Origin of the sequence: Afifella marina DSM 2698, from assembly GCF_900102695.1 — a bacterium.
Taxonomy (GTDB): Bacteria; Pseudomonadota; Alphaproteobacteria; order Rhizobiales; family Afifellaceae; genus Afifella; species Afifella marina.
This window is the reverse complement of the sequence record NZ_FMVW01000002.1, coordinates 607,044-624,497: the sequence shown is the minus strand read 5'-3', so window position 1 is coordinate 624,497 and position 17,454 is coordinate 607,044. Positions and strand designations below refer to the sequence as shown.

Genomic DNA, 17,454 nt, shown 5'->3' with positions numbered 1-17,454 from the left:
GCCATCCCGTCCACGTCACAACCTGAGAGATTGAATGTCCGTCTCCGCTGAAACGGCGCGGGGGAGCGGTGCTCCCGCATCCGCTGCCGAAATCGTCGCCGCGATCGACCGCTCCGCCCTCGCATTCGCAGCGGCCGCCCTTCTCCTCGGCACGCTGATCATCGGCTACGAGGTCTCGCCAAAGATGGCCTCGCTCTTCTTGATCGGCGCGGGCCTCGGCGCGGCGCTCCTTCATGGCGCCTTCGGCTTCACCGCCGGATGGCGCAATTGCGTGACGAAGAGCGATGGGCGCGGGCTCAGAGCTCAGCTCTGGGTGATCGCCTTCACGGCGCTCTTTTTCATCCCGTTGATCAACGGGATGGTGCCCGGCTTGGCCGTCCAAGGTGCGATCGCACCGGTCGGCACTTCGCTCATTGTCGGTTCGTTCCTCTTCGGCCTCGGCATGCAGCTCGCCAATGGCTGCGGGTCTGGCACGCTTTTCACCCTCGGCGGCGGCTCGGGGCGGATGCTGATCACACTCGTCGCTTTCATCATCGGCTCGGTCGTCGGCTCCATTCAGCTTCCCTGGTGGCTCGACCAACCGGGCTTCGATCCGGTCAACCTCGCCGAGTTTTTGACCGTCCCGGGTGCGCTGGTCGCGATCTTCGTGGGCCTTGCGCTCGTCGGCGCCCTCACCTTCCTCATGGAAAAGCGGGCGAACTTCATGGCCCCGGCCAAGAAGCCAGGCCATTTCTTGCGCGGCCCCTGGCCGCTTCTGTGGGCCGGCGGGGCGCTCGTCGTCCTCAACCTTCTGACGCTCCTCATCGCCGGCCATCCTTGGACGATCACCTATGGTTTCGCTCTGTGGGGCGCGAAGGCGGCACAGGCGATCGGCATCGACATGTCGGCTTATGAGTTCTGGCAATGGCCGAAAGGCGATCAGGCGCTGCACACCTCGCTTCTCGCAGACGTCACCTCGGTGATGAATATTGGCCTGGTGCTCGGCGCAATGGCGGCTGCCGCTCTTGCAGGCTCCTTCGCCAAGGCGCCTCTGCCGAGCGCGAAATCGGCACTTGCCGCCGTCATCGGCGGACTTCTGATGGGTTACGGCGCTCGCCTCGGCTTCGGCTGCAACATCGGAGCATTCCTCGGCGGCATCGCCTCAGGCTCCCTGCACGGCTGGATCTGGTTTGCCTCGGCCTTTCTCGGCACTCTCATCGGCATCCGGCTGCGGCCGGCCTTCGGCCTGGCGAATTGAGGCGGTGATGGCGCGTTATCTGCTTTTCGGCTTCGTCACGCTCGGGCTCCTGCTCGTTCTTGCCGACCATCTCCTGTCACCGCCTCTGCATCAGACGGGAACCAGCGACGTCGTCGCCTGCGCCCCTTGCGGCGCGCCCTGCCCGTCGACGCGATAAAACTTGATCAACGGCGGGCGGCGAGAAGCGCCGCCTCGCTCACTTCCGACCAGGGCTGCATACGTGCCCGCGCGGAACGGTAGCTTTCGACGATCTCGGTCTGCACACCGCCGGTTTCCGCAAGCTCGTCGAAGACGTCGTCGGACGCCTGGCGCGCCGCGGCCAGGAAATCGTCAGGAAACCGTCGGAGCACTACGCCCTTGTCCTGCGTGAGCTGTTCGAGAGCTCTGGCATTTTCCCATTCGGCCTCGCCCAGACCGCGAATATTCTCCACCGCCAGGACATGGCGCACGATCGCCTTGAGATCGTCCGGCAGCTCTTGCCAGGCGGAGATCGAGACGAGACCCTCACCCGTGCCGTTCGGCTCGTGGAAGCCCGGCCAATAATAGTTCTTCGCGACCTGCCAGAAGCCCATGGCGAGATCGGACCAGGGCCCGAGAAACTCCGTCGCGTCGATCGTCCCCGACTGGAGTGCCGGCAGGATCTCCGATGCCGGCAGCGACACCGGCGTCGCCCCAAGCCGGCGCGCGACCTCGCCACCGAGGCCCGGCATGCGGATCTTGAGACCTTTGAAATCGTCGAGCGAGTTGATCTCGCCGCGATACCAGCCCCCCATCTGAAAGCCGGTGTTGCCTGCCATAAACGGCTTCACCCCGAAGGGACGGTAAAGCTCGTCCCACAGCGCCTGGCCGCCTCCATGGTCGATCCAGGTGATATGCTCCAAGGGCGTGAGGCCGAACGGTGCCGCGGTAAAAACGGGAGCGGCCTTCGCCTTGCCGGCCCAGAACAGGGAGGCGGTGTGCGCCATCTCGGCTGTGCCTTCCGACACCGCATCGAAGACGGCAAGCGCCGGCACGATCTCGCCTGCGGCACGCACCTGAACGACCATGCGTCCGCGGGACGCGGTCTCGATATCACGTGCAATCCGTTCCGCCGAAACGCCGGGGCCCGGCAGGTTCTTCGGCCACGACGTGACCATCGACCATTCGATGCGGCTTTGCGCGAGCGCCGGTCGGGCAAGCGCGCCAGCGCCTGCAGCCGCCGCCCCTGCGGCGAGAAGGCTGCGCCGGCTGATGCCGTTGCCAGAGCTCACCCATTCCTCCATTGCCGGTAGAAATGGTGAACCGGTCCATGTCCCTTGCCGACCTCCAAAAGGTCCGCATTGACGATAGCGTTGTGGACATAGGCCTTGGCGGCGTCGACCGCTTCCGGCAGGGCGAGCCCGTTGGCGAGCCCGGCAGCAATCGCCGATGACAAGGTGCAGCCCGTACCGTGCGTATTCTTGGTGTCGATGCGCGGCGCGCTGAACCAATGGGCCTCGCCTTCGAACCACAACAGGTCCGCGGCTTCATCGCCATTGCCATGCCCGCCTTTGAGAAGGACGGCCCCGGCGCCGAAATCGGCAAGCGCCTTCGCCTGACGCAACATCGCCTCTGAATCCTGCGCGAGTTCCACATCGAGGAGACGGGCTGCTTCCATCAGATTGGGCGTGATCACGGCGGAAAGCGGGAAAAGCCTCTCGCGCAGGCTCGTGACCGCCTCATCGGCAATGAGCGGGTCGCCGGACGCCGCCACCATCACCGGGTCGAGCACGACGGGACCGGGTTCCCACCGCGTCAGCCCCTCCGCCACGGTCTCGATGACCTCGGGCTTCGAGAGCATGCCGATCTTGGTTGCACCAACGGCGAGGTCGGAGAAGACCGCATCGATCTCGGCCGCCACGAAATCCGCCGGCACGTCGTGAATGGCCGTCACACCACATGTGTTCTGGGCGACCAGGGCCGTGATCACCGTCGCGCCATAGACACCGAGAGCTGAAAAAGTCTTGAGGTCGGCCTGGATGCCGGCGCCGCTGGTCGGGTCCGTTCCTGCGATCGAAAGTGCGATGGCAGTCATTGTGTGTCCTTCGCTGTACGAATTTCTTCAAGAAGCGCCTGGGCGGCAGCTTGCGGGTCGTCGGCCCCCATGATGGCCGATACGACGGCAACGCCCTCGGCCCCGGCAGCGATGCATGCCGCGGCATTGGAAGCGCCGATTCCACCGATGGCAACGGAGCGAAGGCCGACCGCTCTTGTGACTGCAGCAAGCCCCTCCAAGCCGATGGCCGCTCCGGAATTGGCCTTGGTGGCGGTCGTATAGACCGGTCCGACCCCGATATAATCGGCGCCGGAAAGAGCCTCTCGGGACGCCTCGTGTTCCGACGCATTGCCGACGGAAATACCGAGAATGCGCTCTTCGCCGATCAGCCGCCTTGCATCCGCGCCCTCCATATCGCTCTGGCCGAGATGCACGCCGTCAGCCCCGGCCGCGAGTGCCACATCGATGCGGTCGTTGACGATGAGCGGCACGCCCGAGGGTTCCAGCAAGGCCTTGAGGCGACGCGCAATGGCAACGAGTTCGCGCGTGCCGGCGTCGGGATCGCGCAGCTGCACCAAGGTCACACCGCCTCTGACGGCCTGAGCGACCGTCTCGAAAAAATCGCGCGGACCGCAAAGCTTCGGATCGGTGACGAGATAAAGCGAAAGATCGAAGGGGTGGCGCATCATTCCTCCTCCCCACGTCCGGTTCCGAGACCGCAATGGGCGGCAAGGAGATCCTTGTCCATACGGAAAAGCGCGTCGCAAAGCTCGGCCGGCAGATGCCCGGGCCCGTTGACGCATCGCTCCCCGGCGATCCGCCCGGCGGCGGCATAAACGGCAAGCCCGGCGGTGGCCGCTTCGAGCGGCGGCCGCACGGCCGAAAAAGCGGCAACGCAGGCGGAAAGCGCACAGCCGAGGGCGGTGGAGCGCGGCATGAGCGCGTGCCCGCCGGTGACCGAAATCACCTCGTCCCCATCTGTCGCGTAATCGGTCGCGCCGGTGACGGCAACAATGCTTCCCGATGTCCGCGCCAGAGCCTTCGCCGCCGCGATGGCCTGATCGGAGGCAGCAAGAGAATCGACACCCTTGCCGAGTGCACCGGCCTCGCCTGCAAGGCTCATGATCTCGCTCGCATTGCCGCGCACGATCGTAGGCCGCAGCGACAAAAGCGTGCTCGCGGCCTCGCTTCGGTAAGGCGTCGCGCCCGTCGCCACCGGGTCGAGCACCCAGGGCTTCTGCTGCTCCCCCATCGCCTCGGCCGCCTTTTTCATGGCGCGCAGCCAGGCAGGCGACAAGGTGCCGATATTGACGACGAGCGCATCCGCGAGCTTGGCGAAATCGCCGACCTCTTCCTCGGCATGCACCATAGCCGGCGATGCCCCGAGTGCGAGGAGCGCATTTGCTGAGACGCTCATCGAAACGAAATTGGTGATGTTTTGGACGAGACGCTGGCGCGCCCGGAGATCCGTCAGCGCGGCAAAGACCTCGTCGATCGTCATAGGCATGAAATTCTCCCACTTCGGACCCGGCCCGAAGCGGAAGCAAATGAACGACGAGGATTTCTCGGCATCATCCCATCCCTCCGCCGGTGTTAACCGGATCAGGTTCGAGGGGTTGGCCGGATCGCCTCTCAGCCGCCCGCAGATTGCAGCGGCACCCCCTGAGACGTCTCCCGATCTAGTGGTCTGGGAGGCGCTTTGCAAGCATCGGCCGCTTGGCCCTTGCCGCGACCGGACAGTTGCGGTTTTCTCCGCGCCAAGGAGACAGCCATGACCCCGTTTTTCGTACTCATCAAATGCCAGCTCGGCCAGGCCTACCAGGTCGCCACCGCCCTGGCCGACGCCGAGATCGCGTCAGAAATCTATTCGACAGCAGGAGATTACGACCTTCTGGCGAAGTTCTATCTGAACCCAGACGACGATATCGGCCGCTTCGTCCAGGAAAAGGTGCATGTCATCGAAGGTATCCAGGACACGAAAACGATTCCCACCTTCAAGGCGTTCTGAGGCTCACCCCCTCAACCTTGCGGCGTCGACAATTTGCGCATCTTTCGCCGCTCCAACCCCAATTGATGCTCGCGGTAGATGATGAAGATGCCGGCAGCGATGACGACAGCACCGCCCACGGCGACGTTCATCCCGGGAATCTCGTTGAAGAGCAGATAGCCGGCGATCGTGCCCCAGATCATCGAGGCATACTCGAAAGGCGCGATCGTCGACGTCTCGGCATAACGATAGGCGGCGGTCAGGGAGATCTGCCCGAGACCGCCGAAGAGACCGCACAGAATGAGAAGGATCATCTCATCGGTGTCGGGCATGACCCATCCGAACGGGATGGTGAAGAGTGCCACGATTGTGCAGGTCACCGAAAAATAGAAGACGATGGCGGAGGTCGATTCCGTCGCCGTCATCTTGCGGATGAGGATCGCCACCACCGCGGTCAGCACCATCGAGCCGAGAGCACAGAGCGACCCGACGAATTCCCGCCCGCCGAGTTCACCGCTTGAGAGAAGATCGAAGCGCGGCCACAGCACGATCATGATACCGACGAAACCGACCGCGACGGCGGTCGAGCGATAGATGCGTACCGTCTCATGCAGGACCAGGGCGCCCAACACGACGATCATCAAAGGCGCGCCGTAGCTGATCGCCATGGATTCGGGCAGCGGCAGGCGCTGGACGCCGGCAAACCACAGCATCATCGTGGTCACCCCGATGAGGCCGCGACGGGCATGGCTCCAGGGATCTTTGGTGCGCACGGCCTCCTTGAGCTTGTTCTGCCAGGCAAGCATGCCGAGAAGCGGAACGAGCGCAAAGGCGGAGCGAAAGAAGACGATCTCGCCAGTCGGCACGCGCTCGCCGACGAGCTTGATGCAGGAAAGCATCAGCGCGAAGGCAATGGTCGAGCTGACCTTGAGAATGATGGCGCGGGTCGCTGTGGTCACGATTGCCCACCGCCTCGGCCCTGCCGCGCTTTAAGCCGGCAGTCCGCTTCGTCTTTGGTCACCCTAGCCTCGTTGTCCGGGGAGCGCCGCCTTTGCGGCTTGAATGGCATTCCACACCCGCAGCGGTGTCGCCGGCAGGTCGAGATGCCGGATGCCGTACTCTCGATAAAGCGCATCGACAACGGCGTTCATGACGGCGGGCGTCGCACCGATCGTTCCCGCCTCGCCCGCACCTTTGATGCCGAGGGCGTTGTGCGTGGAACGCACGTTGCGCGTCTCGAAATGGAAGGAAACCGTGTCCCAGGCGCGCGGCATGGCGTAATCGCTGAAGCTCGCCGTCAGAAGCTGTCCGTCTTCGTCATAGACCGTGTTCTCCAGAAGCACCTGGCCGATGCTCTGCGCCACACCGCCATGCACCTGACCCTCGAGCAGCATCGGATTCACGCTCACGCCGAAATCGTCGACGATGGTGTAGCGTTCGATACGGGTGCTGCCAGTCTCGGGGTCGATTTCCAATTCGCAGACATGCGTGCCGTTCGGATAGGTCGCTTCCGCCTGTTTGAACTCTCCGATCGCCGTCACCTCGGCGCAGTCGCCCGCTTTGGCAGCGAGATCGGCGAAAGAAATCACCCGGTCGGTCCCGACGATCCGCGCCTCTCCGGCGGAGAGCTCGATATCGCCCGCAGCCGCTTCCAGCGCATCGGCCGCCAGCTCCTTGAGCTTTTCCGCAAGATTGTCCGATGCGATCCGCACGGACGGACCCCCGAGCGGGATGGAGCGTGAGCCGCCCGTGCCACCGCCGCTCTCCAACGCATCGGTGTCGCCCTGATGGACCCGGATCTGACCGAGATCGAGGCCGAGCCGCTCGGCCACGAACTGGGCATAGGCCGTGCGGTGTCCCTGCCCGGTCGCCTGCGTGCCGATGAAAAGCGCGACATGGCCGTCGTCTTCAAGCACGACCTTCGCCGGCTCGGAGCCGGCAAAGGCGCAGGCCTCGACATAGCTCGCCATCCCGATGCCCCTGAGCCGTCCGCGCGCCTTGCTTTCTGCCGCCCGCGCCTCGAAGCCACCGTAGTCAGAGGCCTCCAGCGCCCGTTCCAGGTGCCCGGCAAATTCGCCTGTATCATACAGCCGTCCGGTGACAGTCTCATACGGCAATTGCTCCGGCCGGATGAAGTTGCGCCGCCGGATTTCGTCTGGAGCAAGGCCCGCCACACGCGCGGCCTCGTCGATCAGCCGCTCCAACAGAAACGCCGCTTCGGGGCGCCCTGCACCGCGGTAGGCATCGACCGGCACGGTGTTCGAATAGACGCCTTTGACGCTCACATGGGCGATGTCGATGTCATAAAGCCCAGTCGTCATCGAGACCCCGACCCACGGAATATACGGCCCGAACTGCGAGAGATAGGCGCCCATATTGGCCGTGAGATCGACCTTCATGGCGAGGATGCGGCCGTCTTGATCGATCGCCATCGCCGCCTCCGCGATATTGTCGCGGCCTTGCGCATCCGACTGAAAATGCTCGTTGCGATCGCAAACCCAGCGCACAGGCTGACCGAGCACTGCGGCCGCTTTGGCCGCGAGCGGATATTCCCGGTAAGCGAAGATTTTTGGGCCGAAGCCGCCGCCGACCTCCGGCGTCACGACACGAAAACGCGACGGATCCACCTGCATCGCTTTGGAGATCGCCTTGCGCAGGCCGTGCACGCCCTGCGAGCCGACCGTCAGCGTCCAGCGCTCTTGCCCCGGATCGTATTCGGCGACGATCGCGCGCGGCTCGATATAGTTGCAGACGAGGCGGTTGTTGACGAGGCGGAGCCTGGCGACCTTGTCGGCCTTGGCGAAAGCTTCATCCGTCGCGGCCGCGTCTCCCACCTCATACTCGAAAGCAAGGTTCGTCCCGTGCTCCGGCCATACGAGCGGTGTATCGGCCTCGAGCAGCCGATCCGTCCCGACCGCGACCGGGAGAGGTTCGTAATCGATCTCGATCAATTCCGCCGCTGCGCGCGCATTCTCGATTGTATCGGCGACAACAAAAGCGACAGCATCTCCCACATGCCGGACCACGCCATCGCAGAGGACAGGCACCTCGGCCTTGTGCATTTCACCCTTGGCCGGCCCCGATCCGAGACAGGGCATGGCGGCCATGTCGGCGACATCCGCTGCGGTCCAGACAAGCTTCACGCCCTCCGCTTTTTGCGCCGCCTCCAGACGCGGCGTGTCGAAGCGCGCATGCGCAAGCGGCGAACGCAGGACGAAGGCGGCCAGCGTGCCAGCCGGCTTCACGTCGGTCGTGTAACGGCCCTCACCGCGAATGAGAGCGTCATCCTCGACACGGCGCACCCGCGCCCCCATGCCAAACTTTGGCGGTGCCAGATCGGTCATTAGCGCAAATATCCGTCATGAAAGCAGGGGAGACAGGCGCGGGCGGGAAGCCTGCGCCGACGAACCAAAGAACGCCCACAGCTTGACGGAGAATGCGACGAAGCGTCAATAGACAGCCATGGATGGAACGGGCCGGTTCGGCGAAACATCTGCCGGACTGACGAAACGGTTTCAGGCACTGCCTGGCAATCTTCGCGGTGCTGCCTGGATCATCGTCGCCACCGTTCTCTTCACGATCATGATGACGCTGATCAAACTCATCGGCACCAGGCTTCCGGTCGCCGAGATCCTGGTCGTGCGTCAGTCGGTGATGTTTCTCACCGCTCTGCCGCTCATCATTCGGGGCTTCCCGGGTTCGCTGACGACGCGGCGCCCTCTCCTTCACGCGGGACGCATTCTCTTCGCCGTCATTGCCATGTTCTGCGGCTTCACGGCGGTTGTTCATCTGCCGCTCGCAGATGCAACGGCGATCGCCTTCGCCAAGAGCTTTTTCATCCCGCTCTTTGCCATCGTCATCCTCAAAGAGGCAGTCGGGCCTCGCCGATGGGGTGCGATCATCGTCGGCTTCATCGGCGTCATGGTCATGCTCAACCCGACCGGTGCGGGCATCGACGGCTATGGGCTTCTCGCCGTTGCGGGCGCGGCCTCAGCGGCTCTCGTCATGGTGATCATTCGGCTTCTGTCGCGCTCCGATCTCGCCATCACCATCCTCGCCTATCAGACGGTTTTCGTGGGTGTTTTGCTGACACCTCTCGCGATCTGGCAATGGGTCTGGCCGAGCTGGAGCGAATTCGGGCTGCTCGTCGCGATCGGACTTGTCTCGGTCGCCGCACAAAGCTGTAACATACAGGCGTTTCGTGCCGGGGAAGCGACCGTGTTGGCGGCACTCGATTACGCCCGCCTCCTTTGGGCGACGATCCTCGGCATCCTGATCTTCAGCGAGATCCCCGCCATGCGCACCTTCATCGGCGCCGGCATTGTCATCGCGGCCGCGCTCTACACGATCCATCGCGAAGCGAGACGCGGCCAGAGGCTGGCGCGTTCACCGGCCGGCCGCGGCTATACGAACTGAGCGACAAGACCGGCCCAATCTTGGTAAGCCGCTGAGAAACATAGGATTGCCGGCTTAGGAAGCCCTGTGCCCAACCGCGGAACCAGGGCTCTCTCCTGCCCGTTTCGTGCCCGTCCTTTGGAGGCACGATGGCCGACACGCTTCAGGAACGAGCCGAATTGTGTGGGCTCAACTACGTCTGCGCGGAGAACCTCACGATCGAGCGCCGCCGCAGCGGGCGTGGCTTCACCTATAGATGTGATGGCAAGACCATCCGCGATCGCCGCCTGCGCCGGCGCCTGGAGGATCTGGTCATCCCACCCGCCTGGACCTCGGTTTGCATCGCCGAGGACCCGCATGCGCATCTGCAGGCCGTGGGACGCGACCAGGAAGGCCGCCTGCAATACCGCTATCACGAGGATTGGACGGAGGTCCGCAACGCCATCAAGGCCGAGCGTCTCTTACGCTTCGGCCGTGCTTTGCCGAAAATCCGCGAACGGATTGCCCGCGATCTTGACCGACGCCGGACGGACCGATGTTTTTCGGCCGCCGTCGCGGCGCGCCTCGTCGACCGGGCCTTGTTGCGTTCAGGCCACCGAGGCGACCCGGCCGATTGCGAAAGCGCCCGCGGAGCCACCACCCTCCTGAAAAGGGATGTGCGGTTGAACGGGCGCACCGTAACGCTCGATTTCATTGGCAAATCCGGCAAGAGGATCCGCAAGGTGATCCCCGACACCTATCTTCCGTCGCGGCTGCGCAAGCTCAAGGCGATCGGCAAGCGGCGCCTCTTCGCCTATCGCGAGAGCGACGGAACCCGCGCCTATCTGAGCGCCCGGGACTTGAATCAATATCTGAAGAACGCTGCCGGAGCGCAGGTGACGTCGAAGGATTTCCGCACCTTCGCCGCGAGCGCGGCAGCTCTTGAACTCTTCGTGACAAGCGAGAAACCGGAAAGCGAGGCCGCACGCAAACGCGCTATCGCCTCCGTGATGCGCGAAGTCAGCGACAAGCTCGCCAATACCATGGCCGTATGCCGGTCCAGTTACGTGCACCCACTGGTCGTCCAGGCCTTCCAGGAGGAACGCCTCGACGCCAACCTTTTGCGCGGACCGCACCGCACGCATCTCTCAGCGGCCGAGACCGCTCTCATGCGATTTTTGGAGGCCGAACACGCACGTATGAAGCGGGAACATGAGCCGGACACCGGGCGTTGAATCGTCCGAGAAACAAGGAGATACGCTGATGACAGATGCGCCGATCGAGGAGTTCTTCGATCTCATCGAAGACGTGACCGTCTGCATGTTGACAAGCCGCGACGGTGGCGAGCTGCGCTCTCGTCCGATGGGCTTCGACGTCGACAAGTCGACCCACGAATTTCATCTCTTGACGCGGAAATCGTCGCACAAGGCCGATGAGCTTGCCGCGCATCCGGAGGTCAATCTCTCTTTCGCACGGCCCGGACGGAAAGAATACGTCTCGGTCTCGGGGCAGGCTTACCTCACGACAGACAAGCGGCTCATCGATGCTGTCTGGTTCGACGATGCCGAAAGCTGGTTTCCCGGAGGCAAGGAAGATCCGGATGTCGCCGTCATCCGAGTGGTGCCGTCGAGCGGCGAATATTGGGAGGGCTTCAACGCCTTGCAGCGGCGCTGGAACCTGATCAAGGCGAAACAGGCGGGCGAGGAGCCGCATCTGGGTGAAAACCGCAAGGTTGCTCTTTAGGCAACGTCGGCCCGCCAGACCGCGGGTCGGATGACAACAAAAAAGGGCCGCTTCGATCGAAGCGGCCCTTTTTAAATTCTCGTTTCCAATCAGCTGAAGCTGCGCGTGATCACCGTTGTCGCCATCGGATCGGAGCCGTAGGTCTCCCCCTCCTCCAAGGCGAGAAGTTCGGCGAGACGCGTACGCGCGCGACTGACCCGGCTCTTGATCGTGCCGACCGCACAATCGCAGATCTCGGAGGCTTCTTCGTAGGAGAAGCCGGATGCGCCGACGAGCACGAGCGCTTCACGCTGGTCGTCCGGCAGCTGTGACAGCGCCTCGTTGAAGTCGCGCAGATCCATATGCCCATTCTGGGCTGGCTGGGATGCGAGCTTGGCGGCATATGCGCCTTCGGCGTCCTCGACCTCTCGGCCTTTCTTGCGCACCTGCGAATAGAATTCGTTGCGCAAGATGGTGAAAAGCCAGGCCCGCAGGTTGGTGCCTTCCTGGAAGGTGTGAAACTTGGCCCATGCCTTCATGAGCGTCTCTTGGACGAGATCGTCCGCACGCTCGCCATTGCCGCAAAGCGAGACGGCAAAAGCACGAAGATTGGGAATTGCTGACAGGAGCTCCTGTCGAAGAGCCTCGGATACGGCCATATGGGCTCGGCCTAACTGCGACGGTTTTTGGTTGTGGATTCTTCCAGCTGCTCCAGAAGATCGAGGAAGCGCTGCGGAACCGGCTCGTTCACCACATCGTCGTACACGGCGCGCAAATGCTTCCCGATCTGAGACTGAACCAGAGGGTGCATTCCATTTTCGCGGCCGTTGCTGTCCGCCAACATAATATCCTCCTGCGAGCGACCGCTGCCCTCCCGGTCAGATTGATCCATGTCACTTCAACTCCGTCACGAGGTTAATTCGGATGCTCGGGTTTTGTTCCGGCAAAGAAGTTTCCGGTAAGAAACGCCGCACCCCGACGCTCGGGTCGGATGCAGGAGTGCCGGACGGCCGCGTCGCATCCCGTCGGAAAGCGACATCAACCACAGTCTTGAACCTAAAAGGCATTTACCATGATCAAGGTTAGCAGGCCGTTTATGGACTCGGCTTCCACGACTTCACGCCGCTTGTCAAACACAAATGCGGCCGAATTTGGCGTTGCAGCAAAGGCGTCTGGCAACAAAATGGAAACCGGCGCTTCGAGAAATTGGCAGATCTAAAGCCCAAACCACAGCGCAATGGCGCCCAGAGCGACGATCGCCAACACCGTCCCCCAGATAAGGACATGGCGGTTGGTGTTTCTCTCCTCCGCCTGCGTCGCTTCGACTTCGTTCATGTCATCGCGGGGCATATGCGCTCCTCAAAAGTGCCGTGGGTTGAAGGGACAGTGCTCTCTCGGTCTGCCTCCTTTGATGTTGCGCAAAACTAGTGATTGCGCAGGGCGTCGATGAGCTCGGACTTGTCCATCTTCGAGCGCCCGTCGATGCCGAGTTCCTGCGCCCGCTCGTAAAGGTCCTCTTTGCTCCATTCCTCATAGGGCGGATTCTTCCCGCCCGTCTTGGAGGGATGCATGGATGGATTTGCGTGCGCATTGGCGATCCGGGCGGCTTTCTCCTTGGACTCGCCGCGATCGCGCAGATCCTCATAGAGCTTGTCGTCTTTGATCTGGTTTCCGTGATTTTTCGCCATCGGTTCTGCTCACGTTGCCATTTGGGGACACAACGATGGAGGCCGCCATGCGTTGCGAAAGAAATGTGACAACGTGCACCGGCGCGCCAAGGAACCGGTGGAGCCCGGCGACCATTCCCCAGAAAGCTGCAACCCACAGGGAGATAACAATGAAACGCGACTGGATACGCGACCTGGCGGAGCGCACGGGCTTTCCCAAGATCAGCATCTACCTGCCGATGGAGATGCGCAGTGCTGAAACTCTGCAAAACCCGACCCGCCTCAAAAACGCGCTCGCGGAAGCGCGCCGCAAGCTGCAGGAGGCAGAGGAAGGAAGCGACGCCGACGCGTTGTTGGGGCCGGCCGAAGAACGGCTGGAAGATTTCGACTTCTGGCAGAACCAGGACCAGTCGCTCGCCGTTTTGATCGACGAAAGCGGCACGCAATGGATCAAGCTCCCGGGCGAAGTCGAAGAGCTCTCGCTCGTCGGCGAGCGCTTCTATCTCCGCCCGCTGATCCGCATCTTCTCATCCGCCGGCCACGGCTACCTTCTGTGCGTCACGCGCGACGACGTGCAGTTCTACAAGGTGCGCAAGCACGATCTTCGACCTGTCGACGTGCCGAACATGCCGAAAAGTCTCGCCAAATTTCGCGGCATGACGGAGTTCGACGGCAATGTCGGCTTTCATTCCAATGCCTCCGGCGGCCAGCAGGGCGGGTCGGCTGGCGTGCCGCAATACCATTCGCTCGGGCCGAGCCCGGAAGATTACAACGAGGTCGAGCTTGACGAATTTCTGGGGCAGATCGCCAAGGCGGTCGATCACAAGCTGGGCGGTGCCGGCGCGCCGCTGGTGATCGCGGCCGAGCCGCGCACCTTGGGTCACCTGCAAAACAAGTTGCACTACAAAGGCGCCTCGGAGGAGAACCTCAAAGTCGATCCAGCCTCCAAGAGCGAGCCGCAATTGCACCAGGCCTCCTGGTCGCTGATGCAGCCGGAAGTCGAGGGTGATCGGCGCGATGCGCTGGAGCGCCTGAAAGCACGCCTCAAGGACAAGAGCTCAGACGGCGCGCTGCGCGACATCAACGAAATCGCACGAGCCTCCATCGAAGGACGCCTGGAAGCCGTCTTCATCGCCCGCTCCGCCCATTTGTGGGGAACCTACAATTCCGACGAGCATGCCGTGCATGTCGTCGAAGAACCGGGACCTGGACAATCCGACCTCATCGATTTCGTGGCCGTGAGAGCTCTCCAGGCAGGCGGATCGATCTACAGTATGGAAGGCGAAACAGCCGAGAGCCTTGGGCCGGTGGCGGCCCTGACGCGCTACTGAGCCGAAACGTCCTTCGCGACATCTCCCGCGGGCGCCAGAACGGTGAGCCCGCGGGGATATTGCCGGATTTTGAGCGGCGGTCGGAGCGTCACCACTTCCCCGTCGACGGATGCCCGCGCTTCCGCACGCTGCATGGAAATCGTGACGGCCTGAGAGCGCCGCATCGACAGGATCGGGTTGTCGCTCATACGACCGAGCGCGAAAGCCGCCGCGAGTTCTAAAAGGTCGGTCCATTTGCGCGACGTGGCGAAATAGATGCCGAGCGTCTCTGCGCAGGGATCGTCGGCATAGGGAAGATGCCCATCCCCGAGTGGCCCGTTGCTGACCACGAGAGCCGCGGTCTCAACGTCAATCTCCTCATCGGCAAGGGAGAGACGCGCGCGAATGATCGGTGGCCGCCGCAAAGCGAGACGCAGGGCCTTGGCACTCGCCATGAGCTTGCCGAAGCGCGACCCGTAATCGAGCTCCTGGCGCAGCCGGATCATCTTCGGATGCAGCCCGAGCGTGACATGGTGGACGAAGAGCCGCCCGTTCACCTCAGCAATGTCGACGCGAGAGACTTCACCCGCGGCGAGCACCTTCGCCGCCTCATGCATGTCGAGCGGAACGCCCAAAGCGCGGGCGAAAAGGTTCATCGTGCCGAGCGGCAAGATGCCGAGCACTTTGCCGTTCTGATAGGCTTGTGAGGCGGCAAAGGACACGCTGCCGTCCCCGCCACCGATTATGACCGTGTCATAGGCGGCGTCGGCGAAGGCTGCCTCGATGGCGGCAATAGCCTCCTTGCCCGCCTTCCAGTGAAGGGTCACGTCGTGCCCGGCCTGCCGGAAAATATCCGCGATTTCTTCGCCAGCGGACGGCTCGCAGGTGCGCAGAGTCCCGGAATCGCTGTTGAGAACGAGAGCAAGGCGCATCGAGCCACTCGAGCGCCCGAGTTTCTCGGACGCCGCGGCGGAGTCTTTTTCAGTCCCGGTCATTGCGACGCTCGCCCCCAACGCCAGCGTCTGCTGAGACGCTCAAACGGTCTCTCAGCGAAGGCCGCTCAGTTCGCAATGCGACTTCATCACCCGGCTCTCGTCGTCCTGTTCGATCAGGTAGGCCGGGTTCTCGGCATCCGCATTGCGCACGATTTCGTGGCCTTCCAGGCTGCGCGCGACGGGACGCGTGAAGACTTCCACGATCCGGCCTCGGCTGGTCCAGCCACCGAACCGCCACTCAACGCTCTCACCCTTGCGATAGGTTTGCGCCATTTTCTTCTTCAAAACCTCTTTCATCTCCGCCGGCATGGCGGCCATATTCACTCGCGTTCTGCGCCTTCTTCCTTGACCGAATCTTGCGCCCGCTCCAAAATTTCATCCGGCTGATCTAGCCGGTCTTCAGGAGCAAAGCCGAAAGCCTCCGGATCTCCGGTTTCAACAGTGGAGACCGGAGAGGTTCCCGAAAGAGCTTTAAGCAGATCTCGGCCGTAGGCGATGACGCCGTCGACATCGTGGGAAACATCCATGGAACGGCGCGCTTCGAGTTCATCAAGCGCCTCGCGAAGCGCTTCGCGGCGCTCCTCGACCGTTCCACGTGCGGAATGCGCAAGCGCATCGAGATCGTCTGTGGTGATCGGCTGGGCGAGGCCCGGCTCATCCGCATCGCCGCCAACGGCGTAGTCCGACGAGAAAGGCACTCCAGGCCCATCGAGACGGTTTATCATGTCGTCCTCCATGACCAGTGAATGTCCCCGAAGGCTGCTGAGTTCCCACACAGGGCAGCGGGCCCTCACCTCGCGGTGATTGACCACGCCACCTTGAAGCGCGCTCTTGCAGCGCAATCTTGATCCACCGGTGACGGGATTATGGCGAGAAGCGGAATCGAGCGAAGATGAGCGACACTCAGAACGAACAAAACGAAAAGCCGACGAAGCGAAATGAGGAGCGCGCGAGCCGAGGGGCCGAACGCGCCCAGGATTCGCGCGGCCTCACGCAACGCGAAGCCAAGACCGTCGAGAAGAGACTGCGCCTGTCCGTGCCGGCGATTTACGAAGTGGTGCGGCAGGAGGGCGAGGAGGAAATGGAGCGCCCCACCTCCTCCCTCTGGTGGTCGGGCATCGCAGCGGGATTGTCGATCGGTTTCTCGCTCGTGGCCGAAGCGGCCTTGCGCGAACACCTTCCCGACGCTCCCTGGCGACCGCTGGTCGATAATTTTGGCTATTGCGTCGGATTCCTGCTCGTCATTCTCGCTCGCCAGCAGCTCTTCACCGAAAATACCATCGCCCCGATCCTGCCGCTCGCAGCGGAATTCACGCGCAAAAACGTCCTCTGTGTCATGCGCTTATGGAGCGTGGTCTTCATCGCCAATATGGTCGGCACACTCGGCGTCGCGCTCTTCAATGCAGCTCTTCCCGGCACCCACCCCGAGGTTTTCCAGGCGATGCTGGAGATCAGCCGGGAGATGATGGACAAGAGCTGGTTCACGATGTTCGTGCGCGCCATCGGTGCCGGCTTTCTCATCGCGGCGATCGTGTGGATTTTGCCGAGCGCTTCCGGCAGCGAATTCCTCGTCATCGTGCTCTTCACCTATATTATCGCGATCGCCGAGTTCACCCACATTATTGCCGGCAGCGTGGAGGCATTCCTGCTCGTCGCGCATGGCGATATCAGCATCTTCACGATGATATGGGACTTCACTGTGCCCGTATTAATAGGCAACATCCTAGGCGGAACGGCACTCTTCGCCCTCCTCGCTTACGCACAGGTCAAGGAAGAAATAAAATAGCCGACATCTATTAGCCGGGGTAAGAGGTTTTCCTTAACCGACGACCCTGGCGTGGAACCGCGTGACGGCGATCCTCGTTTTCCTGACATCGTAATTAACAGGAGAACGAGATGAATTGGGATCGTGTTCAAGGCAACTGGAAACAGTTCAAAGGCAACGCTCAGGCTCAGTGGGGTAAGCTCACCGACGACGAGCTCGACCAGGTCGAAGGCAACCGCGAAGTGCTCGCCGGCAAAATCCAGGAACGCTATGGCGTCGCCAAGGATGAGGCCGAGCGCGAAATCGACGACTGGCTCGCTCGTCACTAAGACGGTCGAGCTATAGGACAAACAAGTCCGGGGCCGGCTTCGTGCCGGCCCTTT

The 17,454-nt window shown here is 62.6% G+C and carries 22 protein-coding genes and 1 riboswitch; of the genes, 9 read left to right on the top strand and 13 right to left on the bottom strand.

Features of this window, described 5'->3' with window-relative positions; all coding sequences use genetic code 11:
• Positions 1-34: 34 nt before the first annotated feature.
• Together BLP76_RS07725 and BLP76_RS18770 are read left to right on the top strand one after the other, a co-directional pair.
• Entirely contained in the window at positions 35-1,237 is a 1,203-nt protein-coding gene (locus tag BLP76_RS07725; RefSeq protein WP_092811219.1) for a YeeE/YedE family protein, read from the top strand.
• A 7-nt stretch (positions 1,238-1,244) separates the two neighbouring features.
• Complete coding sequence (locus BLP76_RS18770; protein WP_164879583.1) at positions 1,245-1,394, top strand: hypothetical protein; 150 nt, start codon at positions 1,245-1,247, stop codon at positions 1,392-1,394.
• Between the two features lie 7 nt (positions 1,395-1,401).
• On the opposite strand, the gene BLP76_RS07720 is transcribed toward BLP76_RS18770, so the two are convergent.
• Genes BLP76_RS07720 through thiM form a run of 4 tightly spaced genes read right to left on the bottom strand, consistent with a single transcriptional unit; the run spans position 1,402 to position 4,758 of the window.
• The gene (locus BLP76_RS07720; protein ID WP_244514495.1) at positions 1,402-2,487 is read right to left on the bottom strand and encodes a TRAP transporter substrate-binding protein; all 1,086 of its coding nucleotides are present in this window, start codon (positions 2,485-2,487) and stop codon (positions 1,402-1,404) included.
• Positions 2,484-3,290, bottom strand: a complete 807-nt coding sequence (thiD, locus tag BLP76_RS07715; protein WP_092811215.1) for a bifunctional hydroxymethylpyrimidine kinase/phosphomethylpyrimidine kinase — start codon at positions 3,288-3,290, stop codon at positions 2,484-2,486. The genes BLP76_RS07720 and thiD overlap by 4 nt, the downstream gene beginning before the upstream one ends.
• Entirely contained in the window at positions 3,287-3,940 is a 654-nt protein-coding gene (thiE, locus tag BLP76_RS07710; RefSeq protein ID WP_420867614.1) for a thiamine phosphate synthase, read from the bottom strand. The genes thiD and thiE overlap by 4 nt, the downstream gene beginning before the upstream one ends.
• Positions 3,937-4,758, bottom strand: coding sequence for a hydroxyethylthiazole kinase (gene thiM, locus BLP76_RS07705; protein WP_200170521.1), 822 nt, complete (start codon positions 4,756-4,758; stop codon positions 3,937-3,939). The genes thiE and thiM overlap by 4 nt, the downstream gene beginning before the upstream one ends.
• 55 nt (positions 4,759-4,813) lie before the next feature.
• A riboswitch (TPP riboswitch) is annotated at positions 4,814-4,924 on the bottom strand.
• Between the two features lie 98 nt (positions 4,925-5,022).
• On the opposite strand from thiM, the gene BLP76_RS07700 reads away from it, so the two are divergent.
• Complete coding sequence (locus BLP76_RS07700) at positions 5,023-5,259, top strand: Lrp/AsnC ligand binding domain-containing protein (RefSeq protein ID WP_092811211.1); 237 nt, start codon at positions 5,023-5,025, stop codon at positions 5,257-5,259.
• Positions 5,260-5,270: 11 nt separating this feature from the next.
• On the opposite strand, the gene BLP76_RS07695 is transcribed toward BLP76_RS07700, so the two are convergent.
• Both BLP76_RS07695 and BLP76_RS07690 read right to left on the bottom strand, forming a co-directional pair.
• Entirely contained in the window at positions 5,271-6,197 is a 927-nt protein-coding gene (locus tag BLP76_RS07695) for a DMT family transporter (RefSeq protein WP_244514494.1), read from the bottom strand.
• Between the two features lie 63 nt (positions 6,198-6,260).
• Positions 6,261-8,582 (bottom strand): xanthine dehydrogenase family protein molybdopterin-binding subunit, encoded by a 2,322-nt coding sequence (locus tag BLP76_RS07690; RefSeq protein WP_092811209.1) that lies wholly within the window; start codon positions 8,580-8,582, stop codon positions 6,261-6,263.
• A 118-nt stretch (positions 8,583-8,700) separates the two neighbouring features.
• On the opposite strand from BLP76_RS07690, the gene BLP76_RS07685 reads away from it, so the two are divergent.
• The 3 genes from BLP76_RS07685 (at position 8,701) to BLP76_RS07675 (ending at position 11,355) form a co-directional block, all read left to right on the top strand.
• On the top strand, positions 8,701-9,654 hold the full coding sequence (locus BLP76_RS07685) for a DMT family transporter (protein ID WP_092811207.1): 954 nt from the start codon (positions 8,701-8,703) through the stop codon (positions 9,652-9,654).
• A gap of 128 nt (positions 9,655-9,782) precedes the next feature.
• Complete coding sequence (locus BLP76_RS07680; protein ID WP_092811205.1) at positions 9,783-10,847, top strand: DNA topoisomerase IB; 1,065 nt, start codon at positions 9,783-9,785, stop codon at positions 10,845-10,847.
• A gap of 28 nt (positions 10,848-10,875) precedes the next feature.
• Complete coding sequence (locus tag BLP76_RS07675) at positions 10,876-11,355, top strand: pyridoxamine 5'-phosphate oxidase family protein (RefSeq protein WP_170130446.1); 480 nt, start codon at positions 10,876-10,878, stop codon at positions 11,353-11,355.
• 89 nt (positions 11,356-11,444) lie between these two features.
• Here BLP76_RS07675 and BLP76_RS07670 read toward each other — a convergent pair whose 3' ends face one another.
• From BLP76_RS07670 to BLP76_RS07665, 4 genes are all read right to left on the bottom strand, one after another.
• Positions 11,445-11,993, bottom strand: coding sequence for a sigma-70 family RNA polymerase sigma factor (locus tag BLP76_RS07670; RefSeq protein WP_092811201.1), 549 nt, complete (start codon positions 11,991-11,993; stop codon positions 11,445-11,447).
• 11 nt (positions 11,994-12,004) lie between these two features.
• On the bottom strand, positions 12,005-12,226 hold the full coding sequence (locus BLP76_RS18560; protein ID WP_128291620.1) for a NepR family anti-sigma factor: 222 nt from the start codon (positions 12,224-12,226) through the stop codon (positions 12,005-12,007).
• Positions 12,227-12,549: 323 nt separating this feature from the next.
• Positions 12,550-12,684, bottom strand: a complete 135-nt coding sequence (locus BLP76_RS19160) for a hypothetical protein (RefSeq protein ID WP_274605699.1) — start codon at positions 12,682-12,684, stop codon at positions 12,550-12,552.
• A 74-nt stretch (positions 12,685-12,758) separates the two neighbouring features.
• Complete coding sequence (locus tag BLP76_RS07665; protein WP_092811199.1) at positions 12,759-13,022, bottom strand: DUF7218 family protein; 264 nt, start codon at positions 13,020-13,022, stop codon at positions 12,759-12,761.
• Positions 13,023-13,171: 149 nt separating this feature from the next.
• Between BLP76_RS07665 and BLP76_RS07660 the strand changes: the two genes are divergently transcribed.
• A complete protein-coding gene (locus BLP76_RS07660; RefSeq protein WP_092811197.1) occupies positions 13,172-14,332 on the top strand; it encodes a baeRF3 domain-containing protein in 1,161 nt (386 codons plus the stop codon).
• Here BLP76_RS07660 and BLP76_RS07655 read toward each other — a convergent pair.
• Genes BLP76_RS07655 through BLP76_RS07645 form a run of 3 tightly spaced genes read right to left on the bottom strand, consistent with a single transcriptional unit; the run spans position 14,326 to position 16,031 of the window.
• Complete coding sequence (locus BLP76_RS07655) at positions 14,326-15,306, bottom strand: diacylglycerol/lipid kinase family protein (RefSeq protein ID WP_092811195.1); 981 nt, start codon at positions 15,304-15,306, stop codon at positions 14,326-14,328. The two genes, BLP76_RS07660 and BLP76_RS07655, sit on opposite strands and share 7 nt — an antisense overlap.
• Before the next feature lie 51 nt (positions 15,307-15,357).
• Positions 15,358-15,624 carry a hypervirulence associated TUDOR domain-containing protein gene (locus BLP76_RS07650; RefSeq protein ID WP_244514493.1) on the bottom strand — a complete coding sequence of 89 codons (267 nt, stop codon included), beginning with the start codon at positions 15,622-15,624 and terminating at the stop codon, positions 15,358-15,360.
• 2 nt (positions 15,625-15,626) lie between these two features.
• Positions 15,627-16,031: a hypothetical protein gene (locus BLP76_RS07645; RefSeq protein WP_139163717.1), complete on the bottom strand. Its 405-nt coding sequence runs from the start codon at positions 16,029-16,031 to the stop codon at positions 15,627-15,629.
• A gap of 167 nt (positions 16,032-16,198) precedes the next feature.
• Between BLP76_RS07645 and BLP76_RS07640 the strand changes: the two genes are divergently transcribed.
• Together BLP76_RS07640 and BLP76_RS07635 are read left to right on the top strand one after the other, a co-directional pair.
• Positions 16,199-17,092, top strand: a complete 894-nt coding sequence (locus tag BLP76_RS07640) for a formate/nitrite transporter family protein (protein ID WP_092811191.1) — start codon at positions 16,199-16,201, stop codon at positions 17,090-17,092.
• A 110-nt stretch (positions 17,093-17,202) separates the two neighbouring features.
• Complete coding sequence (locus BLP76_RS07635) at positions 17,203-17,400, top strand: CsbD family protein (RefSeq protein WP_092811189.1); 198 nt, start codon at positions 17,203-17,205, stop codon at positions 17,398-17,400.
• Positions 17,401-17,454: the final 54 nt, after the last annotated feature.